Here is a 22,473-nt window from a genome sequence, read left to right as displayed (position 1 = left end):
TCAAGCCCGAGGGAGCCAGTCATGGACCAGCGGCCAAACTCCGCAGCGAGCCGGGATGTCGCCTATCATCTGCATCCCTATACCAATGCCCGCAAGCACGAGGCCCAGGGTCCCCTCGTAATCGCCAAGGGCAAAGGCGTCTATGTCTATGACGACCAGGGCAAGGAGTACATCGAAGGGCTGGCCGGCCTTTGGTGCACCGCGCTGGGCTTCAGCGAGGAACGGCTGGTCAAGGCGGCGGAGCGCCAGATGTCGACCCTGCCCTACTACCACGCCTTCGCCCACAAGACGGCCAACATCTCGATCGACCTCGCCGAGCGCCTGATCGGCCTGGCCCCCGTGCCCATGTCGAAGGTCTTCTTCGCCAATTCGGGCTCCGAGGCGAACGACACCATGATCAAGATGATCTGGTACTACAACAACGCCCTGGGCCGGCCGGATCGCAAGAAGATCATCAGCCGCTTCAGAGGCTACCACGGCGTCACCATCGCGGCCGCCAGCCTGACCCACCTGGCCTACGTGCAGGAGGGCTTCGATCTGCCGGCCAGCAGCCGCTTCCTCAAGACCGGCTGTCCCCACTTCTACCGCTGCGCCCAGGAGGGCGAGAGCGAGGCCGACTTCACCACCCGGCTAGCGGAGGAGCTGGAGGAACTGATCCTCGAGGAAGGGCCCGAGACCATCGCGGCCTTCGTCGCCGAGCCCCTGCAGGGCGCGGGCGGCGTCATAGTGCCCCCGGTCGACTACTGGCCGAAGATCCAGAAAGTACTAAAAAAGCACGACATACTTATGGTCGCCGACGAGGTGATCTGCGGCTTCGGCCGGACCGGAAACTTCTGGGGCAGCCAGACCTTCGGGATCCAGCCCGACATCATGACCATGGCCAAGGCGCTCAGCTCGGCCTACCTGCCGATCTCCGCCGTGATGATCTCCGACCGGGTCTACCAGGCGCTGGCCGACAGCTCGGCGGAACACGGCACCTTCGGCCACGGCTATACCTACAGCGCGCACCCGGTCAGCGCGGCGGTCGCGCTGGAAACCCTGAAGATCTACGAGGAGCGGGACATCGTCGCCCACGTCCAGCGGATGGCGCCCAAGCTGCAGAACGGGCTCCAGCGGTTCAGCGGCCATCCCCTGGTCGGCGAGGTGCGCGGCAAGGGCCTGATCGGCGCCGTGGAACTGGTCGCCGACAAGGCGACCAAGGCGGCCTTCGATCCGGTCGGCCAGGTCGGCGGCGCCTTCGCCGCCAATGCCCAGGCAGAGGGACTGATCGTGCGCAATCTGGGCGACAGCATCGGCGTTTGCCCGCCCTTGATCATCACCGAAGCGGAGATCGAAGCCCTGCTGGACCGCTTCGACCGGGCCCTCGAGGAGACCACGCGCTGGGTTTCCGGAGAAGGCCTCGCATCGGTGGCCTAGACCAAGGAAGGCGGTCCACGGTCGGGCGAAGTGGTGATACCGTCGCCCCGAAACGGCTAGACAAGACTGTTGGGGGCAGTGGAGGAAGAGGTCGATGGATTACGAAGGTTTCTTCAACCGGCAGATAGCCGGCCTCCGACGGGAGGGGCGCTATCGCGTGTTCGCCGACCTGGAACGCCAGGCCGGCTGCTTCCCGACGGCCCGGCACCACGGCGCCGACAACCCGCGCGAGGTGACCGTCTGGTGCTCCAACGACTACCTCGGGATGGGTCAGAATCCCAAGGTCATCGAGGCCATGCAGGAGGCGCTCCAGCGTTGCGGCGCCGGCGCCGGCGGCACCCGCAACATCTCGGGCACCAATCACTACCACGTGCTTCTGGAGCGGGAACTGGCGGATCTACACGCCAAGGAGTCCGCCCTACTGTTCACCTCGGGCTATGTCTCCAACTGGGCCGCGCTCGGCACCCTGGCCGCGCGGCTGCCGGACTGCGTCGTGCTGTCGGACGCCAACAATCACGCCTCGATGATCGAGGGGATCCGTCACAGCCGCGCCGAGAAATGCATTTTTCGGCATAACGATCCGGAAGACCTCGACCGCATGCTGTCCCGCTACGCGCCCGAGCGCGCCAAGCTGGTCGCCTTCGAATCGGTCTACTCGATGGACGGCGACATCGCGCCGATCGGCGAGTTCTGCGACGTCGCCGAGGCTCACGGCGCCATGACTTACCTCGATGAGGTCCACGCCGTCGGCCTCTACGGCCCGCGCGGCGGCGGGATCGCGGACCGCGAGGGTCTGATGGACCGCCTGACCGTCATCGAGGGCACCCTGGGCAAGGCCTTCGGAGTCCTGGGCGGATACATCGCCGCCTCCGCGGCCCTAGTGGATTTCGTGCGCAGCTACGCCTCCGGCTTCATCTTCACCACGGCCCTGCCACCGGCGATCGCCGCCGGGGCCCGCGCCAGCGTGCGCTATCTCAAAGAGAGCCATGCCGAGAGAGCCCGGCACCAGGAACGGGCGGCAACGCTCAAGGAGCGGCTGCTGGCGGCCCACCTGCCGGTCATGGAGTCCGAGAGCCACATCGTGCCGGTGCTGGTCGGCGACCCGGTGCTGTGCAAGCTGGTCACAGACACCCTGCTCGACCGCTATGGCCTCTACGTCCAGCCGATCAACTATCCCACGGTGCCCAAGGGCACGGAGCGCCTGCGTCTCACGCCGACACCGCTGCACAGCGACCGCGACATGGACCGGCTGATCGCGGCCCTGGTCGAGATCTGGACGGAACTGGATCTGCAGCGCGCGGCCTAGGAAGCAATCCAGCAACCGGCCGGTCCCGGCTGAAGTCCTTGAAATATATGCGGCGGTCGCGGCCGGCCTGGACTGCGGCCGGCCCAATTTTTGACTCCAACTTCGCTCAAAATTTAGATAGGGTCGCGTCGAAGCGAAGGGGCCCAGCAGAGGACCCTGCTCAGGAGGTCACAACGGGGAGCGGCTGAATGACGTCCGCAAATTCGGACATCATCGTCAAGTTCGACGGGGTGCAGAAGAGCTACGACGGCGAAACCCTGGTCGTTAAGGATCTCAATCTAGACGTCGAAAGAGGTGAGTTTCTCACCATGCTGGGGCCGTCGGGCTCGGGCAAGACCACCGTCCTGATGATGCTGGCCGGCTTCGAGACGGCCACCCACGGCGAGATCTACCTTAGCGGCACGCCGATCAACAATGTGGCGCCCCACAAGCGCGGGATCGGCATGGTGTTCCAGAACTATGCCCTCTTCCCCCATATGACGGTCGCCGAGAACCTGGCCTTTCCCTTGGAAGTCCGAAAGATGTCCAAGGCGGACATTGAGCAGAAGGTCAACCGGGCGCTCGACATGGTGCGCCTCGGCGGCTTCGGCGGGCGGCGCCCGGCCCAGCTCTCCGGCGGCCAGCAGCAGCGCGTCGCCGTGGCCCGGGCCCTGGTCTTCGAGCCCGAGCTGGTGCTGATGGACGAGCCGCTGGGCGCGTTGGATAAGAACCTGCGCGAAGAGATGCAGTACGAGATCAAGCACATCCACGAAAACCTCGGGGTGAGCATGGTCTACGTGACCCACGACCAGTCCGAGGCGTTGACCATGTCGAACCGCATCGCGGTCTTCGACGACGGCGTGATCCAGCAGCTGGCGCCCCCGGACGACCTCTACGAGCAGCCGAACAACGCCTTCGTGGCCGCCTTCATCGGCGAGAACAACAAGCTGGTCGGCAGGGTCAGAGAGGTCAACGGCGCCACCTGCACGGTCGAAGTCGATGGCAAGATGATCAAGGCCATCTCGATCAACCACGAGGGCGTGGGCAGCGACACCACCCTCTCGCTCCGGCCGGAACGGGTCTTCGTCAAGCCCGAGGAGGGCAAGTGCCCCAACGTGCTGGAGGCCAAGGTCGAAGAACTCATCTATCTCGGCGACCACGTCCGCACCCGCATCAGCCTCTGTGGTCACGACGACTTCATCGTCAAGGTCCCCAACTCGGCCGGCCACGTGCACCTGGAACCGGGCGAGGTGGTCAAGGTCGGCTGGCAGGCCGAGGACTGCAGGGCGCTCGATGCCTGAGGCGCGGGAAGGGTTTTACGGACGCGCAGCCGGAACCGGGGCGGCAGCTCCGCAGCGGTTCCGTGCGCCGAGGGGGATAACACCATCGACCGCCGGTGGAACCGGCACAACCCACCAGGGAGATTAGCGTTATGAAAAGTCTGTTGAAACAAACCTGCATGGGGATCGCCGGCCTGGCGAGCCTCGGCCTTGCGGCGGCGGCTCCGGCGCAGGCCGACACGGAGCTCGTGGTGGTTTCCTGGGGCGGCGCCTACACCGCCAGCCAGCAGAAGGCCTATCACGAGCCCTACATGGCAATGAACCCGGGCATCAAAATCCTGAACGACGACTCCGCGTCGGAGGGCTTGGCCAAGCTGCGCGCCCAGACCGAGGCGGGCAACATCACCTGGGACCTGGTCGACATGGTCGCCTCGGACGCGATCACGGCCTGCGACGAGGGCGTGGTGATCGAGTTCGATCACGACGAGCTGCTGGCCCCGGCGCCGGACGGCACGCCGCCTTCGAAGGACTTCTTCGACGGCTTCCTGATGGACTGCTTCATTCCGCAGATCGTCTACTCGACCACCTTCGGCTACCGCACCGACAAGTTCTCGGGCGAGCAGCCGGACTCGATCGCCGACGTCTTCGATCTCAAGAAGTTCCCGGGCAAGCGCGCGCTGGAGAAGAAGCCGATCGGCAACCTGGAGTGGGCCCTGATCGCCGACGGCGTGGCGGCCGACGACGTCTATGACGTCCTGTCCACGCCGGAAGGCGTTGACCGGGCCTTCAAGAAGCTCGACACGATCAAGGACAGCGTCGTCTGGTGGACCAAGGGCGCGGTCCCGACCCAACTTCTCGCCGACGGCGAAGTCGTCATGGCTTCCGCCTACAACGGCCGCCTCTTCGCCGCGATCGAGGAGGAGAAGCAGCCGATCGCCATGATGTGGGAGTGGCAGGTCTTCGACATCGACGGCTGGGTCATCCCCAAGGGCGGCAAGAATGAGGCCGAGGTCAAGAAGTTCGTCCGCTTCGCGACCGATACCCAGCGCCTCGCGGATCAGGCCAAGTTCATCTCCTACGGCCCGGCGCGTAAGTCCTCGGGCCCGCTGGTCAGCAAGCACGCGGAGCTCGGCATCGACATGGCGCCGCACATGCCGACCAATGCGGAGAACGCCAAGAAGACGCTGCTCTTCAACTACGAGTGGTGGGCTGACAACCGGGCCGAACTGGACGAGCGGTTCCAGGCCTGGCTCGCCAAGTAGCAACCTCGGCGTCCGCGGGACGGGATCGGCCCGTCCCGCGGGCGACACTTCCCGGTTCCAGATCGGGGACCGGGCGGGCGTGACGAAGGAACAGGTTCGTGGCCGCGAATACGGCACCACCGGAAGTGATGACCACGGCGGACGGGACGCCGCTCAAGGTCAGCATCGCGCGCGCCATGCGCCGCAACAGACTCCGCGCCATCCTGCTGGTCGCGCCTCTCTTTCTCTTCATTCTCGTAACCTTCCTGATCCCAATCTTCGACATGACGTTCCGCAGCGTGGAGAACTCGCTGATCCCGCAGGTTCTCCATCGCACGGTCCCCCTCCTCGCCCAGTGGGACGAGACCTCCGGGGAGCTGCCGCCGGAAGCGGTCTTCGAGGCCATGGTCGCGGACCTCGTGGAAGGTCGGGAGACCCGGGATATCGGCAAGGTCGGCACGCGCCTCAACTATGAGGCCTCGGGGATGTCCAGCCTGTTCCGTTCAAGCGGCCGTAAGGCCAAGCGGATCAAGGAGGGCCCCTACCAGGAAGCCCTGATAGAGCTCAACAAGAAGTGGGGCGACATCGAGACCTGGAAGCTGATCAAGCGCCAGAGCGGCAACTTCACGGCGTCGTACTATCTGGCCGCGGTCGACCTCAAGCTCGGCTTGGACGGCGGCGTGAAGGCGCAGCCCGAAGAACGGCAGATCTACGTCTCGCTGTTCATCCGCACGCTCTGGCTGAGCACCCTGATCACGGCACTCTGCCTGCTGCTCGGCTATCCCATCGCCTACCTGCTGGCAACGCTGCCGGTCAGGACAAGCAACCTACTGATGATTCTGGTGCTGCTCCCATTCTGGACCTCGCTGCTGGTGCGCACCACGTCGTGGATCGTCCTGCTTCAGCAAGAGGGCGTGTTGAACGATCTCCTGGTCTGGATCGGCCTGGTCTCGGACAACAACCGCCTGGCCATGATCCATAACGAGATCGGCACCATCGTCGCCATGACCCACATCCTGCTGCCCTTCATGGTGCTCCCGCTCTATAGCGTGATGAAGACCATCCCACCGAGCTACATGCGCGCGGCCTTGTCGCTGGGCGCCAATCCGGTGGTCGCCTTCGTCAGGGTCTATATGCCCAACACCGTCGCCGGTATCGGCGCGGGCGGCATTCTCGTCTTCATCATCGCGATCGGCTACTACATCACGCCGGCCCTGGTCGGCGGCACCAAGGGCACCCTGATCAGCAACTTCATCGCCTATCACATGCAGATTTCGCTGAACTGGGGCCTGGCTGCCGCCCTCGGCGCGATCCTGCTCGGTATCGTCCTGGCGCTCTACTTCCTCTACGACAAGATCGTCGGCATCGACAACATGAAGCTGGGATAGAACCATGCCGCCACCGGCCTACGCAGGACCCCTGGAACGCACCTGGTACTACGGATTTCGCTTCATCTGCGGCCTGATCTTCACCTTTCTGATCGTGCCGATCCTGGTGATCATGCCGCTGTCCTTCAACACGGTGCCGTTCTTCACCTTCACGCCGGAGATGCTGTCGCTCGATCCCGACGGCTTCTCGCTGCGATGGTACAAGGATTTCTTCAACAGCCTGAACTGGCAGGGCGCGGTCAAGAACAGCATCATCATCGCCTTCTTCTCGACCATCCTGGCGACCACCCTGGGCACGATCGCGGCGCTCGGCCTCAGCCGGCCATACATGCCCTACCGCACCGCCATCATGGCGCTCTTGATCTCGCCGATGATCGTGCCGCTGATCATCTCGGCGGCCGGCATGTACTTCTTCTATTCGAAGATCGGCCTCGCCTCCACCCACCTCGGCGTGATCCTCGCCCATACCGCGCTCGGCACGCCATTCGTGGTGATCACCGTGACCGCGACCCTCGTCGGCTTCGACCACAGCCTGACGCGCGCCTCGGCCATGCTCGGCGCGAGCCCCACCCGGACCTTTTTCAAGGTCATCGTCCCGCTGATCCTGCCGGGTGTGATATCGGGCGGGCTCTTCGCCTTCATTACCTCGTTCGACGAGGTGGTTGTCGTGCTCTTCGTCGCCTCTTTCGAACAGCGCACCATTCCCTGGCAGATGTTCTCGGGCATTCGCGAGCAGATCAGCCCAACCATCCTGGCCGTGGCCACCCTGCTCATCATCGTCTCGATCATGCTGCTCGCGAGCCTGGAGCTCCTGCGCCGCCGCAATGAACGCCTGCGCGGTATGGCGCCGACCTGAGCGGGCCGGAGCAACGTGGCCAGGATGGGCCTGTGCGATCGAACCGGAACCGGGATCGAGGCGGCCGCGTTCCTTTTCCCGACCTTTAGGGTTTTCCGACACCTTCCCGGCTTGGCCTGCGCCCTTCTGATCGTGCTGGCGCTACCCTCGACGGCGAGAGCCGAAAGGGTGCAGCTGGAGCTGGTGCTGGCAATCGACGTATCACTAAGCGTGGATGCCTCCGAGTACAAACTGCAGATCCAGGGCCTCGCCGACGCGTTCCGCCACGAGGCGGTCGCCGCCGCCATCCGCGCCGCCGGGGACCACGGCATCGCGGTCACCCTGCTGCAGTGGAGCGACAACAATCAGCAGCGGATCGGCGTGGATTGGACCAAGATCACCAACCGGTCCGAGGCCGGGCGTTTCGCCGAGCTGATCGAAACGACGCCGCGGCTCTTTCCCGGCGATGGCACGGCGATCACCCGCGCGCTGGAGTCCGCCGTTGCGGTCTTTGCCCGCAACTCCTATGTCGGCGATCGAAAGGTGATTGACCTCTCGGGCGACGGCGTCGACAACCGCGGGCCCACGCCGCGGACCTGGCGCGACATCGCGGTCCGCGCGGGCATCACGGTCAATGGTCTCGCCATCCTCAACGAGGAAGATAACCTGGACCTCTACTACCTGGAGAACGTGATCGGCGGCGCCGGCGCCTTCGTCGTCGTCGCCAAGGACTACCACGACTTCGCCCAGGCGATCCTGCGCAAGCTGATCCGCGAGATCTCCGCCGCGCCCGTCGCCGAAGGCCTTATGCCGCCGAGCGGGCCGCGCGTCGCGCAGCAGGCCGCTGAGGCACCGAGATGAAGGCTCCCCGCCTCGGCCTCTCCCGCCCCGCTGCGCTCGGTCTCGCCGCGCTCGGACTGGCCCAAGCCTTCGCGCCGGCCCCGGTCCTGGCGGAGACGATCACGGTTGTCATTGGGGGCGGGGCTTACACCGTCGAGCAGTCCGAGACGATCACCGGTCCCTTCACCGAGGCGACGGGGATCACGGCGGAAGTCCTGAACGACGCCGGCGGCCTTGACGCCGTCGCCGCCCAGATAGAAGCCGGCGATGTCATCTGGGACGTCGTCGACATGAAGCTGGTCGACGCCGTGAGAGGCTGCGACGAGGGCCTCCTGGAGCAGATCGACCACTCGATCCTGCCGCCGGCCCCGGACGGCACGCGCGCCACCGAGGACTTCATCGCCGGCGCGCTCACCGTCTGCGGCGTGGGTTCCCTGATCTCCTCCAGGGTGATCGCCTACGACAGTGTGCAGTTCAACGACGAAGGGCCGGCGGTCCTGGCGGATTTCTTCGATCTCGACCGATTCCCCGGCAAACGGGGGCTGGAGCGAACGCCCAGGGCCACCCTGGAGTGGGCCCTGCTGGCGGACGGCGTGGCGCCGCCCGAGGTCTACGATCTCCTGTCCACGGCGGAAGGACTCGACCGCGCTTTCGCCAAGCTGGACACGATCAAGGATCAGGTCATCTGGTGGCAGGACGAAGCCGACGCGGTCCGGTTGCTGGTCGACGGCATGGTGTCCATGACCGCGGCCGACAACGGCGACGTCTTCAGGTCCCGCGCCCGCGAGCGCCTGCCCTTCGCCGTGATCTGGGACGGCCAGTACTGGGACGTCGACCTGTGGGTCGTGCCGAAGGGCAGCGCCAGGCTGGACTCGGCGCTCACCTTCATCAAATCGGCGACCGGCACCGAGCGGCTGGCCACGCACGCCGCCCTCACCGCCTACGGTCCGGCGCGGAAATCCTCGTCCGCCTTCGTCGGCGCCGACAACGAGAGCGGCCTCGACCTGAAGCCGCACCTGCCGACCTCGCAGGAGAGCTTCGACTATAGTCTCAACCGCGGCGTCCAGTGGTGGATCAGCAACGGCGAAAGAGTGAGGCAACGTTTCGAGGACTGGCTGTCGAGATAAGCCTTGCAGCGGATAACGCCCCACCGGACCTGGCACCCGTGGCGTTCCGCGGCGGCGGCACTGCTGTGCTGTCTCGGGTTTCTGATCGTCACGGGCCAGGCCCGCGCCGAGACCAGAGCGGTGCATCTGGAACTGCTGCTCGCGGTCGATACCTCGCTCAGCGTCAGCGACGAGGAATTTGCCCTGCAGAGCCTGGGATTCGCTAATGCCTTTCGTGACCAGCGGATCGGGCAGGCGATCGAGGCCTTGGGCAACAGGGGCATCGCCGTCGCCCTGGTGCAGTGGGGCAACACCGATCAACACAGCCTGGCGGTCGACTGGGTCCTGGTCACGGACGGCGCCTCGTCCCGTGCCCTAGCGCGGCGCATCGCGGCGATGCCGAGGCTCTTCGTCGGACCCGGCACCGCGATCGCCGCGGCGCTCGACTTCTCGGCCGCCCTCTTCCCGCGCAACGGTTTCGACGGCGACCGCAGGGTCATCGACGTCTCGGGCGACGGCGTCGACAACCGCCTGAGAGTCCCGCGCTCAAGCCGCGACCGAACCGTGGCCCAAGGGATAACGGTCAACGGACTGGCAATCCTCAACGAGGACCCCCACCTCGATCACTACTACCGCCATAACGTGATCGGCGGTGACGGCGCCTTCGTGATGACGGCCGCAGACTACGAGGACTTCGCGGAGGCTATCCTGCGCAAGCTTCTGCGCGAGATCTCCGGCGCTCCCGTTGCGGCTGCGCCGCCGGCCGGGCGCGCCGCCGCGCTGAAGGAGACATCGACCAAGCCATGATCAAGATCCGGAACATCGACCACGTTGTGATTCGGGCGATCGACGTGCCAGCGATGCTGCGCTTCTACACCGAGGTGCTCGGCTGCGCCGTCGAAAAGGTCCAGGAAGGATTCGGCCTCACCCAGTTGCGGGCGGGCAACGCGCTGATCGATCTGGTCGACGTCGCCGGCGAGATCGGCCGTCAGGGCGGCGCAGCGCCGGGCGCCGAGGGGCGCAATATGGACCATTTCTGCCTGCGCCTCGATCCCTTCGACGCCGAGGCGATCGCCGGCTACCTGCGGCGCCACGGGATCGAAGCCGGCCCGGTGCAGCGCCGTTACGGCGCCGAGGGCAGCGGCCCTTCGATCTATATCGCCGATCCGGAGGGCAACACGGTCGAGCTCAAGGGGCCCCCCGACGGCTCCTGAGCCCGTTGAGAAAATGCGAATGCTTCTCATTTGCGAAAAAGTCATGGACATGACATGCGAAAGACACTAGACTGAAATACGGCGCGAGTGTTGCCGCCGCTTCATGCTGACGAAAGAATCGTCAGGCAGAGTTCTCGGAAGCGCTGACAGGCCTCCTGCACCTGAAAAACCGGATCGGAACGCCGCCATGTACCGCGACAACAGTCTCATCCCCAGTGAAGCGGTGCGCCTCCTCGCCCTGGGCCTCTTGGCCTCCGGTCAGTGGCGCTACAGCGAGCTGGCCATCGAGGTTCGCCACTTCATCAGCCACCTGGTGGGCCCTTCGCTGGATCTCGTGGCCCCGCCCCTCGAGCTGCTCCGCGTCGAGGGACTGGTTGAAGCCGCCGGGGACTCGGAGGGTGGCGAAGAGGCCGTGCTCACGATCTCCGAGGCCGGCCGCGCGGAAATGGTTCGGCTGCTGTCCGCCAACCTCCGGGCGCCAATCAGCGATATCAACAAGCTTATTCTTGCGCTCAAGATGCGCTTTCTGCATCTGCTCGATACCGAGGAGCAGCAGCTGCAGGTCGAAGCCCTGGTCGAGATGACCGAACGCGAGCTGGCCCGGCTGCGCGAGCTGCGCAGCCAGCACGGGGAGGACGAGGGCCACCTGAGCCCCTGGCTCGACCAGAGTCTCGCCGACACGGCGTCCCGGCTCGAGTGGTTCAAGGCGCTGGCGCACAAACTGGACGAACAAGCCGCCTGAGCCTCAGGCTCCTGAAATCTCAGAGGTGCTGGCCGCCGGTGACGAAGATCTCGGTCCCGGTGACGTAGCCGAAGTCGTCTGTGCAGAGGCGGTAGACCGCCGAGGCGACCTCCTCGGGACGGCCCATGCGGTGCATGGGAATGCGCGGGATCAGGGCCTCGTACTCTTCTCCGATCATGGCCGTCTCGATCTCGCCCGGCGCGACCGCGTTGACTCGGACGCCGATCTTGGCGAACTCCACGGCCATTTCCCGGGTAAGCGCCGAGAGCGCCGCCTTGGAGACCGAGTAGGCCGAACCGGCGAAGGGATGGGCTAAGTGGCCGGCGATCGAGGTGATATTGATCACCGTTCCCTTGCTCTTCCTGAGCGGCACGGCGAGGCCGCGCGCCAGGGCCAGCGGCGCGAAGAGATTGAGCTCGAAGACCTTGCGCCAGCCGTCCATGTCGCCGTTGAGCACGCCGAGGCGCTCCTTGAAAGGCGTCTTGGGCGAGACCGCCGCGTTGTTGATCAGCGCGTCCAGGCCGTCGTCGCCCAGCAGTTCCAGCGCCTGCTCGATGAAGCGGTCAAAGCCCTCGGGCCCTGACAGGTCGACGCTGACATGGTGCGCCCAGTTGGGGTCGCGCCGGCAATCCTCCGGCACCTCTTCCCGCGAGCAGGTGATGATCCTCCAGCCCTCTTCGCTGAACCGCTTCACCGTGGCATGGCCGATGCCGCGGCTGGCGCCGGTCAGAATCATGGTCCTGGATGTTTCCGTCATCGCCCCACGGGCCCTCGTTTCCCTCGGGCCGGCGGCGCCCGGCCCGGATCGATCATGAGACCTGGTGAACCGGCGGCTCCTCGAGGCCGTGGGGATCCTGGTGGATCAGCACCTCGGCCTGGGGAAAGGCTTCCATCAAGGCCGCCTCCACCGTGTCGGCGATGTGGTGGGCGTCGAACAGGGGCATGTCGCCGTCCAGCTCCAGATGGAGCTGGATGAAGCATTGACGCCCCGATGTCCGCGTCCGCAGATCGTGCATGTCGAGCACCTCGCCGTGACTCATGACGATCTCCTTGATCCGCCGGCGATCCTCCTCGGGCAGCTCCCGGTCCATCAGCATGTCCAGCGCCGCCCGGGCGATCCGGACGGCATTGAAGATCAGATAGAGCGCGATGGCCAGACCGAAGAGCGCATCGGCATAGATCCAGCCGAAGCGCGAGGCGAGAATCAGCGCGACGATGACCGCGCCGTTGATCAGAAGGTCCCCCAGATAGTGCAGGGAATCGGCCTCGATGGCGATCGAGCCGGTACGCTTGACCACGTAGAGCTGGAACCGGGTCAGGATGAAGGTCGCAACGATGGCGAAGACCGAGACGCCGATGCCGATGTCGACGTGGGTGACAATGCGCGGCGCGAAGAGTCGGTGCCCGGCTTCGACCGCAAGGAACAGGGCGGAGCCGCTGATGAAGGCAGCCTGGGCGAGACCGGCCAGCGGCTCCGCCTTGCCGTGGCCGAAGCGGTGCTCGCGGTCGGGCGGCACCAGGGCATGGCGGACGGCCACGAGGTTCACCAGCGAGGCCATGGCGTCGAGCACGGAATCCATCAAGGACGAGAGCAGGCTGACCGAATCCGTCAGCAGGTAGGCGACCAGCTTGACGACGATCAGCACCAGGGCGGTGGCGACCGCGGCGTAGGTCGCGAGGCGCATCAGGCGCTCGGCACTGGGATCGGTCCTGATCTCCTGCGTGGTGGACATGGATGCTCCAGCTCAGGGAAAAAGCCGTTCGGTCCGCCAGCCGTCGCCTTCGCGATGGTAGACGAGCCGGTCGTGCAGCCGGAACTTGCCGTCCTGCCAGAACTCGATGTAGCCGGGTATGACCCGGAAGCCGGACCAGTGAGGCGGCCGTGGCACCTTCCCGACCGCGTACTTGGCGGCGAACTTGGCGATCCGCTTCTCCAGCTCGAAGCGCCCGACCATGGGCCTCGACTGCTCGCTCGCCCAGGCGCCGATGCGGCTGTCCCGCGCCCGGCTGTCGAAGTAGGCGTCGGCTTCGGCGTCGTCCACGACCTCGACGTCGCCCTCCACGCGCACCTGGCGGCGCAGAGACTTCCAGTGGAACAGCAGCGCGGCCTTGCGGTTGCCCAGGATCTGACGGCCCTTCTTGCTCTCGAAATTAGTGTAGAACACGAAACCTCTAGGACTAAAATCCTTGAGCAGCACCATGCGCAGCGAGGGCATACCGTCCGGCCCGACGGAGGCCACGGCCATGCCGTTGGGATCGTTGATCTCCGACTCCTTGGCCTGGTCGAACCAGGTGCCGAACAATGCGAAGGGGTCGCCCGGGGTGGTATCGCGGATCATTGGCTTCAGGTCCTCGCCGCAGGTTCGCCGCGCGGCCGGCACGCTGCAGGGCCGAGGGGCCCAGCCGGGGATGCGACCCCAAACTAGACCGTAGCACGGTTATAGGGAATACTTGGTTCTGTGGCGTTTTCGCCGACGGGGGCTTGGCTATGAAACTCAAGATCGTTGCGGTCGCTTTGATCCTGATCACCGCAACGTCGGGCTGTGCCCACGACCCTCACCGCAAGGAGAACATCGGCGCCGTGAGCGGCGCGGCCGCCGGGGGTCTGCTCGGCGCCCAGATCGGCTCCGGGCCGGTCGCCGTGCTTGCCGCTGGGGCGGGCGTTCTGATCGGCGCCCTGATCGGCAGCAGCATCGGGCGTGATCTCGACGAGCTCGACCGGATGAAGGCCGAAGAGGCAGCCGAGCGGGCCCACGTCGTCCCGATCGGCGAGACGGTCACCTGGAACAACCCCGAGAGCCAGAATTACGGCTCGGTCACGCCGACGCGGGACGGCACCTCGTCGAAAGGCGAATACTGCCGCGAGTATCAGAAGATCATAACGATCGACGGCGAGACCCAGGAGGCCTACGGCGTCGCCTGCTTGCAGCCCGACGGCGACTGGCGCATGGTCGACTGAGCTTCCGGGCCCCCCCTTGGTAGGGCCTGGATATTCCCCCTTGGCCGAACTATTTCTCTATATGCGGGCGTCCAGGGCGCCTCGACCACAAGACATAGAAGGGGCCTTCACCGGCCCCGCGGCGGTAAGGCGATGAAGGATCCCTACAAGGTGCTGGGCGTCGCGCGCGACGCCAGCGCCGACGATATCAAGCGGGCGTACCGAAAGCTCGCCAAGCGCCTGCACCCCGACCTCAATCCGGGGAATCGCGCCGTCGAGCAGCAGTTCAAGGAGGTCTCTCAGGCCTACAACATTCTGGGCGACGAAGAGAAGCGCAAGCGCTTCGACCGCGGCGAGATCGACGCTGGCGGCCAGGAGAAACCCTTCGGCCAGGGCGGGTTCTACCGCCGCTACGCGGAGAGCGGCCAGGGCGCCAAGTACCGCCCCTTTGATTTCGGCGAGGACTACGACGTCACGGACATCTTCGAGGATCTCTTCTCGGGCGCCCGTGGCCAGCAGAAGCAGCGCAGCGTCCGGCGCAAGGGCGCCGACGTGTCCTACGACATCACCGTCGACTTCGTCGAAGCGGTCAACGGCTCCAAGCAGAAGATTCGCCTGGCCGACGACAAGACCTTGAGCGTGACCATTCCCGAGGGTTCGGTCGAGGGCCAGTCCCTGCGGCTCAAGGGCCAGGGCATGGCGGGCCTGGGCGGCGCCCCGGCCGGCGACGCCTACATCGAGATCCACGTGAAGCCGCACAAGTACTTCAGCCGCGAGGGCAACAACATACATCTGGAGCTGCCGGTCACCCTCAAAGAGGCCGTGGCGGGCGCCAAGGTCGATGCGCCGACCATTCATGGAACGGTCACGGTCACGATCCCACCGGGCTCGAACAGCGGGACCGTTCTGCGCTTACGCAACAAGGGCGCGCTCGACCAGAAGACCGGCAAGAAGGGCGATCAGCTGCTGAAGCTCAAGGTCATGCTGCCCGACAAGATCGACAAGGAACTGGCCGACTTCGTGGCGCGCTGGTCCGCGGCCGAGTCCTACCAGCCGCGCCGCAAGGCCGGGCTCGGCTGAGGAGGCCGCTTCATGCTGGTATCGATCGAAGAGGTCGTCAGGGAAACCCAAGTCAATCGCCAGGTCCTGACCGACTGGATCGACCGCAAATGGGTGCGGCCCGTGGAACGGGAAGGCCGTTTCCTGTTCGACGAGGCCGATCAGGCGCGCGTTCGCCTGATCGCAGAACTCAGGATCGACCTCGAGGTCCAGGAAGACGCGCTGCCGATGATCCTAGGACTGCTCGATCAGGTCTATGCGCTGCGCCGGGCCCTGGCCGACCTCAAAACCGCCGTCGAGCAGCTGCCGGAGGGCACCCGGCACGAGCTCGAGGCCCGGCTACGCGAGCTTTCCAAGTCGTAGCGGCGACTGGGCCGCAGCTCGGTCGAGGGCGTCGGCCAGCGTCACCTGCCCGGCGTCGCGCCCGGCATCGGCGTAGGTGCCGACCGCCGCGGCCACGTCGGCGGGCCAGTCGTCGCCCGGCGCGAGCGCGAGTCCGAGCGCGGCCACCAGGTCGTTCATCGTGGTCGCGGCCAGGTCGCGGGCGAGCACCCAGCCGCCGCTCGTGCTGTAGGCCAGGTAGCTGGCGGTCTTCAAGTCGGAGAGCACCCCGTCGAGCTGGCTCGGCACCACCGGCAGATCGCGGGACAGCTCGTCCTGCCGGAGGATCCGGCCGTCGCGCGACGCCGCCCTCAGGCGCGACAGCAGGGCCAGGGCGAGCGCGAGCCGGGTCCCCGGCGCCTGCGCCTCGGCGTGGCGCCCACCGGTCGCCCGCCATTCCGGCAGGGCGGCTGTAATCTCGGCGCCGAACAGCAGGACCGACCAGGAGAGGTAGATCCACAGGAGAAAGATCGGCAGCACCGCCAGGGCGCCGTAGATTGCCTGGTAGGACGGAAAGTGCTCCAGGTAGAGGCCGAAACCCTTCTTCAGGGCCTCGAAGGCGAGCGCCGCGACCAGGGCGCCGACCAAGGCGTCGCGCGGCCGTACCGAGCGGTTGGGCACGAGGATGAACAGCAGGGTGAAGCCGACGGCGGAGAGGAGGAACGGCAGCGTGCCGGTCAGGCTGATCAGAGGCTCGGCGTAGTCCTCGATCCCGGCCTCCTGCACCACGGCGAAGGCGTAGCCCGACATCGACAGCGAGGCGCCGATCATCAGCGGCCCCAGGGTCAGAAGGGCCCAGTAGACCAACACGCGGAGCGCGACCGGCCGGGTATCGCGCACGCGCCAGATCTCGTTGAAGGCCTCGTAGATCGTGTTCAGCAGCAGGACGGCGGTGACCGCCAGGCCGAGAATGCCGGCCCCCGTCATGCGCCGCGCGTTCTCGATGAAGACGCCGAGGTGTTGGCTGATCGTTGACGCGACCTCGGGCACCATGGCGGCCAGGAGCTGTTCCTGGATGATCTCCTCGAGGCCGGCGAAGGCGTCGAAGGCCGACATGACGGCGAAGGTGATCGCGAGCAGCGGCACCAGGGCGAGCAGCGAGGTGTAGCTGAGCGCCGCGGCCGTGCCCGCGCCGCCGTCCTCCAGGAACCGGCGCAGGCTGTAGACCGCCAGCCCCTTGGCCGAGACCAGCCGGGCCCAGATCGCGGAAAGTCGCTCCATCGCAGCCTCCGAGGGCAGCATCCGGGCGGCATGTTACCCGATTCCCCCGCCGAACGTACCCCCCGCCTTCCGAGGCCCGGGAAGCCGGTTTCGCGGGGGCCACCTGGAATTGACCCCTAGGGGCTTTGGTGTAGGATGCGCCTCGCGCCAGCAGGGCACCGTCATTTCACGAGAAGCGGTATGACTGACAGTCACGGTCTGATGGCCGGTAAACGCGGGCTGATCATGGGGGTCGCAAACGACCGCTCGATTGCCTGGGGAATCGCCAATACGGCGCACCAGCACGGCGCGGAACTGGCCTTTACCTACCAGGGCGACGCCTTGGCCAAGCGCGTCGTGCCGCTGGCCGAATCCGTCGGGTCGAAGGTGGTCGTGCCGTGCGACGTGACCGACGACGCCAGCATCGACAAGGTCTTCGAGACGGTGCGCGAGGCCTGGGGCGGGCTGGATTTCCTGGTCCACGCCATCGCCTACGCCGACAAGGAAGAGTTGAAGGGCAAGTACGTCAACACCAGCCGCGAGAACTTCGTCCGCAGCCTCGACATCTCCTGCTACTCCTTCACGGCTCTGGCGCAGCGCGCCGCCGCGCTGATGGACGGCGGCGGCAGCATGCTGACCCTGACCTACTACGGCGCGGAACGGGTCATGCCCCACTACAACGTCATGGGCGTCGCCAAGGCGGCGCTCGAGGCCAGCGTGCGCTACCTGGCCGCCGACCTGGGACAGGACAACATCCGGGTCAACGCGATCTCGGCCGGGCCGATCAAGACCCTGGCGGCCTCGGGGATCGGCGACTTCCGCTACATCCTGAAATGGAACGAGTACAACTCGCCGCTCCGGCGCAACGTCACGCTGGAGCAGGTCGGCGGCGCCGCTCTCTACCTGCTGTCGGATCTGGCGACCGGGGTCACCGGCGAGGTCCACCACGTCGACTGCGGCTACCATTCGGTCGGGATGATGGCGGTCGACGCGGCACCGCAGGTCGCCGACCTCCTCAAGACCCTGAACCCAGATTCGTGACGGCGCGGGGCCTCTAGACAGGCGCCGACCATGCCCGGAAACGCCTTCGGTCATTCCTTCCGCTTCGCCACCTGGGGCGAGAGCCACGGGCCGGCGATCGGCTGCCTGGTCGACGGCGTCCCGCCCCGGATTCCGCTCGGCGAGGAGGACATCCAGCCCTACCTCGATCGGCGCCGGCCGGGCCAGTCGCGCTACGTGACCCAGCGGCGGGAGCCGGACAACGTCAGAATTCTCTCCGGCACCTTCGAGGGCGTAACGACGGGGACCCCCATCGCGCTGCTGATCGACAACGTCGACCAGCGCAGCAAGGACTACGGCGACATCAAGGACAAGTTCCGGCCCGGCCACGCGGAATACACATACTGGAAGAAGTACGGCCACTACGACCACCGCGGCGGCGGCCGCTCCTCGGCCCGAGAGACGGCCATGCGGGTCGCGGCCGGCGCGGTCGCCCGCAAGACCCTGGACTATCTGCTGGACCAGAAAGTCGTGATCCGCGCCGCCCTGATCCAGGTCGGCCCGCATGGCATCAACCCGTCGAACTGGGACTGGGACGAGGTCGACAAGAACCCCTTCTGGTGCCCGGACCCCGAGGCCGCCAAGACCTGGGCCGATTTCCTCGACCAGCGGCGCAAGGCGGGCTCGTCGGCCGGCGCGGTCATCGAAGTGCGGGCGAGTGGCGTGCCGGCGGGCCTTGGCGAGCCGATCTACGACAAGCTGGACGCCGATCTGGCCAAGGCGATGATGTCGATCAACGCGGTCAAGGGCGTGGAGATCGGCGCCGGCTTCGCCGCCGCGGCGCTTTCCGGCGAGGAGAATGCCGACGAAATGCGCATGGCGGACGGCGAGGTCACCTTCCTCTCGAACGCCGCCGGGGGCGTCCTGGGCGGGATCTCCAGCGGCCAGGAGATCGTGGTGCGCTTCGCGGTCAAGCCGACCTCGTCGATTCTCAGTCCGCGCAGGACGGTCGACCGCTTCGGCCAGGACACGGAGATCGTCACCAAGGGGCGCCACGACCCCTGTGTCGGCATCCGCGCGGTGCCGGTCGGCGAGGCCATGATGGCCCTGGTCCTGGCCGACCACCTGCTGCGCCACCGCGCGCAGTGCGGCTAGAGCAGATCGCGATTGAATGGACTCGCCCGGGGCGATCCATTCAATCGCGTGAATCCGCTCTAGCGACGGAACGTCGCGACCAGCTCCACGTGGGCCGACCAGAGGAACTGATCGACCGGCGTGACACCCTCTAGAACGTAGCCGCCGTCCGCCAGGATCCTGGCATCGCGCGCGAAGCTGCGCGGGTTGCAGGAGACGGCGACGACCGTAGGAACCCGGGACCGGGCGATCTCCGCTGCCTGCTCCCTAGCGCCGTCGCGGGGCGGGTCGAAGACCAGCGCGTCGAAGCCCGCCATCTCCCCGGCCAGCAGAGGACGGCGCGCGAGGTCGCGCTGTTCCGTCTCGATCCGGCCCGACAGGCCGGCCCCGGCGGCGGCCCGCGCGAGGGCGGCGAGGGCCGCCGCATCGCCCTCCACGGCCCGCACGCGGGCGGCCTTGGCGAGCGCGAAGGTGAAGCTGCCGCAACCGGCATAGAGCTCGAGGATCTGGCCGGGCGCCGAAGGCATCACCTGGAGGACCCGTTCGACCAGGGCCTGCTCGCCTTCCCGGCTGGGCTGCAGGAAGCCGCCGGGCGGCGGTTCGACGTGGGCCCTGGCGAATTCCACAGTGGCGGGCCGGCGCAGGGCCAGGGGCTCGGGCGCACTCGCCGGGGCGATCCAGGACAGCCGGGCGAGGTCCGCGGTCTCGGCGAAACGGGAGAGCGCCTCACGCTCGCGGCGGGCCGGCGCGCGGCGGGCCGACAGCAGAACGTCGGGGCCGCCGTCGGTCTCGGTCACCATGACGCCCATATCCTCGCCCGGCGCGAGCACCGGGGCCAGCCCCGTCCGCAGGATCGGCAGCAAGGCCATGAGCGACGGCGTCAGGATCAGGCAGCCCTCGATGTCCGCAACCTTGCCGCTCCGCTGCTCGTGGAACCCGAGGCGGATGTCGTGGGCGAGACGCACCGCGGACAGGCTGGCGCGCCGGCGGGTGCCCGCCGGGATCGACACCAGCTCGCCGACCCGCGCGCCCGGCAGGCCACGCCTGGAAAGCGCCTCGACGACCAGCCCGCGTTTCCACCGGCGATAGGAGTCTTCCTCCCAGTGCTGGAGGGCGCAGCCGCCGCAGGGTCCGAAGTTGGGACAAGGCGGCGAACGGCGGTCCGGCGCGGCCGTCAGCAGCTCCAAGGCTTCGCCCGAGAGTCCGCCCGCGCGCTTGCCTCCGAGCCGTACGCGCAGGCGCTCGCCCGGCAGCGCCTGCGGCACGAAGACCGGGCGGCCCTCGAACTGCCCGACGCCGTCGCCGCGGCCGCCGACACTATCGATGACCAGCTCGGCCTGCCGCCCACCGGATCGTCTCGCCCGCTTCGTCAAGAATGCCCTTCCCTCGGCCCCGGCCCGGTCCCAATCAAGGCTCGACTTTCCACGCGTCGGAGATTATCTGCACGTCATCCCGCTTCGAACCCGGCCCGAACCGAGCGGCCGAACGCCTCCATTCAGGGAAGACCATGCGCGCTGTTCTCTTCATTCTCAAATGCATCGTCGGCATCTTCGCGACGGTCGGCTTGCTGGTCGTGCTGGTGGTGGTTGGCATCGGCATCTTCGCCGCTCCGCAGGAGACACAGATCCCGGAGAAGGTCGTGCTGACCATGGATTTCTCCAAGGGTGTCGTCGAGACCCTGCCGGACAACCCGCTGTCGAGAGCGTCGCTCTCGGATGCCGTGGTGCTGCGGGACACCCTGGAGGCGCTCGAGGCGGCCGCCGCCGACCCGCGGGTCAAGGGGCTGGTCGCCCGTGTCGGGCGCGGGCGGCTGGGCGTCGCCCAGATCCAGGAGATCCGCGACGCGGTGAAGAGCTTCCGCGACAACGAGAAATTTGCCTTCGCCTTTGCCGAAAGCTTCGGTGAAGGAGGCAACGGCACGCGGCACTACTACCTGGCCAGCGCCTTTGGGCGGGTCTTCATGCAGCCGTCGGGCGATCTCGACTTGACCGGCTTTCTCATTCAGAGCCCCTTCCTGCGCGATGCCCTCGACGAAATCGGGGTCGAGCCGCAGGTCGGCCAGCGCGAAGAGTTCAAAGGCGCGCTGGCCACCTTCACGGAGAACAGCCTGCCCGAGCCGCAGCGGCAGAATCTTCAGCAGCTTCTGGACTCCCTGCTGGGGCAGATCGCCGCCGGTATCGCTGAGGAAAGAGCGCTCTCGCCGGAGCAGGTGCGCGGACTGATCGACAGCGCGCCTCACATGAGCACCGCGTCGGTCGAGGCCGGCCTGGTCGACGAGCTCGCCTATTGGGACCAGGTGGACGCACGGATTACCGAGGCGGCCGGCGAGGATGTGGAGTTCCTGGCGCTCAACACCTATGCCGACGCCCAGACGGTCGAGGAAGAGCCGGGCCGGGCCGTCGCCCTGGTCTACGGTCTGGGTCCGGTGCAGCTGGCGGAGAGCGAGAACGACCCGGCCTTCGGCGGCGTTGTTATGGGATCGGACACCGTGGCCCGGGCGATCGCCGATGCGATCGACGATCCCGACATCGAGGCCATCGTCTTCCGGGTCGACAGCCCCGGCGGGTCCTATGTCGCGGCCGACACGATCTGGCGCGAGATGCAGCGCGCGCGCGAGCTCGGCAAGCCGGTCATCGTCTCCATGAGCGGCCTCGCCGCCTCCGGCGGCTACTTCGTCGCCGCACCGGCGCACAAGATCGTTGCCCAGCCGGGCACGGTGACCGGTTCGATCGGCGTGGTGGCCGGCAAGTTCGTGCTCTCCGGACTGTGGGACAAGCTGGAGATATCCTGGGACGGCGTACAGGCGGGCGACAACGCCAATCTCTGGAGCAGCAACCAACGCTTCGACGAGGAGGGCTGGCGGCGCCTGAACAGCCGCCTCGACGCGACCTACGAGGACTTCACCGGGAAGGTCGCCGACGGGCGCGGTTTGAGCGCGGATGCCGTCAGCGCCGCTGCCAAGGGTCAGGTCTGGACCGGTGAAGCCGCTCGGGACCTGGGACTGGTCGACGAATTGGGCGGCATGCGCCGGGCGCTCGCCCTGGCCGCGGAAGCCATCGGCGCCGATCCTGACGAGATTCGCCTCGAAGATTTCCCCGAGCGTCGCGATCCCTGGGATGCCCTGCTCCAGGACATGCTGGGCGGCACGCTGGACGGCGCCCGGCTGGTCGTGCTGCTCGACCGCGTGGCGCGGCTCTCGGACACCTTGGGCCCCCTCCTCGCGGCCCAGGACCAGCTGACCGCCGATCCGCGCGCCGGCATGCTGCGCATGCAGAGGATAGGGATCGAAGAGTCCCCCGCCTTCTAGGGCCTTTTGACATTCAGGGCGCGCTCCTGGTCCGAGTGAAATCGGCCTGCTGTTAGGCGCGAGGAGGAAGGACATGCCGAGCATATTCGACCCCAGTCTCAGTCTCTG

At 66.8% G+C, this 22,473-nt stretch carries 22 protein-coding genes; 17 read left to right on the top strand and 5 right to left on the bottom strand.

What is annotated here, in order from left to right; translation table 11 throughout:
- Nucleotides 1-21: 21 nt before the first annotated feature.
- The 11 genes from QNJ67_15785 to QNJ67_15735 all read left to right on the top strand — a co-directional run bounded on the left by QNJ67_15785 (nucleotide 22) and on the right by QNJ67_15735 (nucleotide 11,347).
- On the top strand, nucleotides 22-1,416 hold the full coding sequence (locus QNJ67_15785; GenBank protein ID MDJ0610437.1) for an aspartate aminotransferase family protein: 1,395 nt from the start codon (nucleotides 22-24) through the stop codon (nucleotides 1,414-1,416).
- A 94-nt stretch (nucleotides 1,417-1,510) separates the two neighbouring features.
- Nucleotides 1,511-2,722: a 5-aminolevulinate synthase gene (gene hemA, locus QNJ67_15780; GenBank protein ID MDJ0610436.1), complete on the top strand. Its 1,212-nt coding sequence runs from the start codon at nucleotides 1,511-1,513 to the stop codon at nucleotides 2,720-2,722.
- A 188-nt stretch (nucleotides 2,723-2,910) separates the two neighbouring features.
- Nucleotides 2,911-4,002 carry an ABC transporter ATP-binding protein gene (locus tag QNJ67_15775; GenBank protein MDJ0610435.1) on the top strand — a complete coding sequence of 364 codons (1,092 nt, stop codon included), beginning with the start codon at nucleotides 2,911-2,913 and terminating at the stop codon, nucleotides 4,000-4,002.
- Nucleotides 4,003-4,133: 131 nt separating this feature from the next.
- A complete protein-coding gene (locus QNJ67_15770) occupies nucleotides 4,134-5,243 on the top strand; it encodes an ABC transporter substrate-binding protein (protein ID MDJ0610434.1) in 1,110 nt (369 codons plus the stop codon).
- A 98-nt stretch (nucleotides 5,244-5,341) separates the two neighbouring features.
- Nucleotides 5,342-6,610, top strand: coding sequence for an ABC transporter permease (locus QNJ67_15765; GenBank protein MDJ0610433.1), 1,269 nt, complete (start codon nucleotides 5,342-5,344; stop codon nucleotides 6,608-6,610).
- 4 nt (nucleotides 6,611-6,614) lie between these two features.
- A complete protein-coding gene (locus QNJ67_15760; GenBank protein ID MDJ0610432.1) occupies nucleotides 6,615-7,466 on the top strand; it encodes an ABC transporter permease in 852 nt (283 codons plus the stop codon).
- A 168-nt stretch (nucleotides 7,467-7,634) separates the two neighbouring features.
- The gene (locus QNJ67_15755) at nucleotides 7,635-8,306 is read left to right on the top strand and encodes a DUF1194 domain-containing protein (GenBank protein ID MDJ0610431.1); all 672 of its coding nucleotides are present in this window, start codon (nucleotides 7,635-7,637) and stop codon (nucleotides 8,304-8,306) included.
- Complete coding sequence (locus QNJ67_15750; protein ID MDJ0610430.1) at nucleotides 8,303-9,412, top strand: extracellular solute-binding protein; 1,110 nt, start codon at nucleotides 8,303-8,305, stop codon at nucleotides 9,410-9,412. Before QNJ67_15755 ends, QNJ67_15750 begins: the two co-directional genes overlap by 4 nt.
- Nucleotides 9,413-9,415: 3 nt before the next feature.
- The gene (locus QNJ67_15745) at nucleotides 9,416-10,198 is read left to right on the top strand and encodes a DUF1194 domain-containing protein (protein ID MDJ0610429.1); all 783 of its coding nucleotides are present in this window, start codon (nucleotides 9,416-9,418) and stop codon (nucleotides 10,196-10,198) included.
- Nucleotides 10,195-10,605, top strand: a complete 411-nt coding sequence (locus QNJ67_15740; GenBank protein ID MDJ0610428.1) for a VOC family protein — start codon at nucleotides 10,195-10,197, stop codon at nucleotides 10,603-10,605. Before QNJ67_15745 ends, QNJ67_15740 begins: the two co-directional genes overlap by 4 nt.
- 187 nt (nucleotides 10,606-10,792) lie before the next feature.
- A complete protein-coding gene (locus tag QNJ67_15735; GenBank protein MDJ0610427.1) occupies nucleotides 10,793-11,347 on the top strand; it encodes a hypothetical protein in 555 nt (184 codons plus the stop codon).
- Between the two features lie 19 nt (nucleotides 11,348-11,366).
- Here QNJ67_15735 and QNJ67_15730 read toward each other — a convergent pair whose 3' ends face one another.
- From QNJ67_15730 to pdxH, 3 genes are read right to left on the bottom strand one after another with little or no spacing between them, the layout of a single operon-like run.
- Entirely contained in the window at nucleotides 11,367-12,104 is a 738-nt protein-coding gene (locus tag QNJ67_15730; protein MDJ0610426.1) for an SDR family oxidoreductase, read from the bottom strand.
- Between the two features lie 52 nt (nucleotides 12,105-12,156).
- Complete coding sequence (locus tag QNJ67_15725; GenBank protein MDJ0610425.1) at nucleotides 12,157-13,080, bottom strand: cation diffusion facilitator family transporter; 924 nt, start codon at nucleotides 13,078-13,080, stop codon at nucleotides 12,157-12,159.
- Nucleotides 13,081-13,092: 12 nt separating this feature from the next.
- Nucleotides 13,093-13,686 (bottom strand): pyridoxamine 5'-phosphate oxidase, encoded by a 594-nt coding sequence (gene pdxH / locus QNJ67_15720; GenBank protein ID MDJ0610424.1) that lies wholly within the window; start codon nucleotides 13,684-13,686, stop codon nucleotides 13,093-13,095.
- A 149-nt stretch (nucleotides 13,687-13,835) separates the two neighbouring features.
- Here pdxH and QNJ67_15715 point away from each other — a divergent pair, with 149 nt between their 5' ends.
- The 3 genes from QNJ67_15715 to QNJ67_15705 all read left to right on the top strand — a co-directional run bounded on the left by QNJ67_15715 (nucleotide 13,836) and on the right by QNJ67_15705 (nucleotide 15,707).
- A complete protein-coding gene (locus QNJ67_15715; protein ID MDJ0610423.1) occupies nucleotides 13,836-14,306 on the top strand; it encodes an RT0821/Lpp0805 family surface protein in 471 nt (156 codons plus the stop codon).
- Nucleotides 14,307-14,438: 132 nt separating this feature from the next.
- Entirely contained in the window at nucleotides 14,439-15,365 is a 927-nt protein-coding gene (locus QNJ67_15710) for a J domain-containing protein (GenBank protein ID MDJ0610422.1), read from the top strand.
- Between the two features lie 12 nt (nucleotides 15,366-15,377).
- Nucleotides 15,378-15,707 carry a chaperone modulator CbpM gene (locus tag QNJ67_15705; GenBank protein MDJ0610421.1) on the top strand — a complete coding sequence of 110 codons (330 nt, stop codon included), beginning with the start codon at nucleotides 15,378-15,380 and terminating at the stop codon, nucleotides 15,705-15,707.
- Here QNJ67_15705 and QNJ67_15700 read toward each other — a convergent pair.
- On the bottom strand, nucleotides 15,684-16,946 hold the full coding sequence (locus QNJ67_15700) for a YihY family inner membrane protein (protein ID MDJ0610420.1): 1,263 nt from the start codon (nucleotides 16,944-16,946) through the stop codon (nucleotides 15,684-15,686). The genes QNJ67_15705 and QNJ67_15700 overlap by 24 nt on opposite strands.
- 180 nt (nucleotides 16,947-17,126) lie before the next feature.
- On the opposite strand from QNJ67_15700, the gene fabI reads away from it, so the two are divergent.
- Nucleotides 17,127-17,966 (top strand): enoyl-ACP reductase FabI, encoded by an 840-nt coding sequence (gene fabI / locus QNJ67_15695; protein ID MDJ0610419.1) that lies wholly within the window; start codon nucleotides 17,127-17,129, stop codon nucleotides 17,964-17,966.
- A 30-nt stretch (nucleotides 17,967-17,996) separates the two neighbouring features.
- Nucleotides 17,997-19,079 (top strand): chorismate synthase, encoded by a 1,083-nt coding sequence (aroC, locus tag QNJ67_15690; GenBank protein MDJ0610418.1) that lies wholly within the window; start codon nucleotides 17,997-17,999, stop codon nucleotides 19,077-19,079.
- A 59-nt stretch (nucleotides 19,080-19,138) separates the two neighbouring features.
- Here aroC and QNJ67_15685 read toward each other — a convergent pair whose 3' ends face one another.
- Entirely contained in the window at nucleotides 19,139-20,431 is a 1,293-nt protein-coding gene (locus tag QNJ67_15685) for a class I SAM-dependent RNA methyltransferase (protein MDJ0610417.1), read from the bottom strand.
- A 134-nt stretch (nucleotides 20,432-20,565) separates the two neighbouring features.
- Between QNJ67_15685 and sppA the strand changes: the two genes are divergently transcribed.
- A complete protein-coding gene (sppA, locus tag QNJ67_15680) occupies nucleotides 20,566-22,365 on the top strand; it encodes a signal peptide peptidase SppA (GenBank protein ID MDJ0610416.1) in 1,800 nt (599 codons plus the stop codon).
- Nucleotides 22,366-22,473: the final 108 nt, after the last annotated feature.

The sequence above is a fragment of the Kiloniellales bacterium genome, assembly GCA_030064845.1.
GTDB lineage: Bacteria > Pseudomonadota > Alphaproteobacteria > Kiloniellales > JAKSDN01 > JASJEC01.
This window is presented reverse-complemented; position numbering and strand designations above follow the sequence as displayed.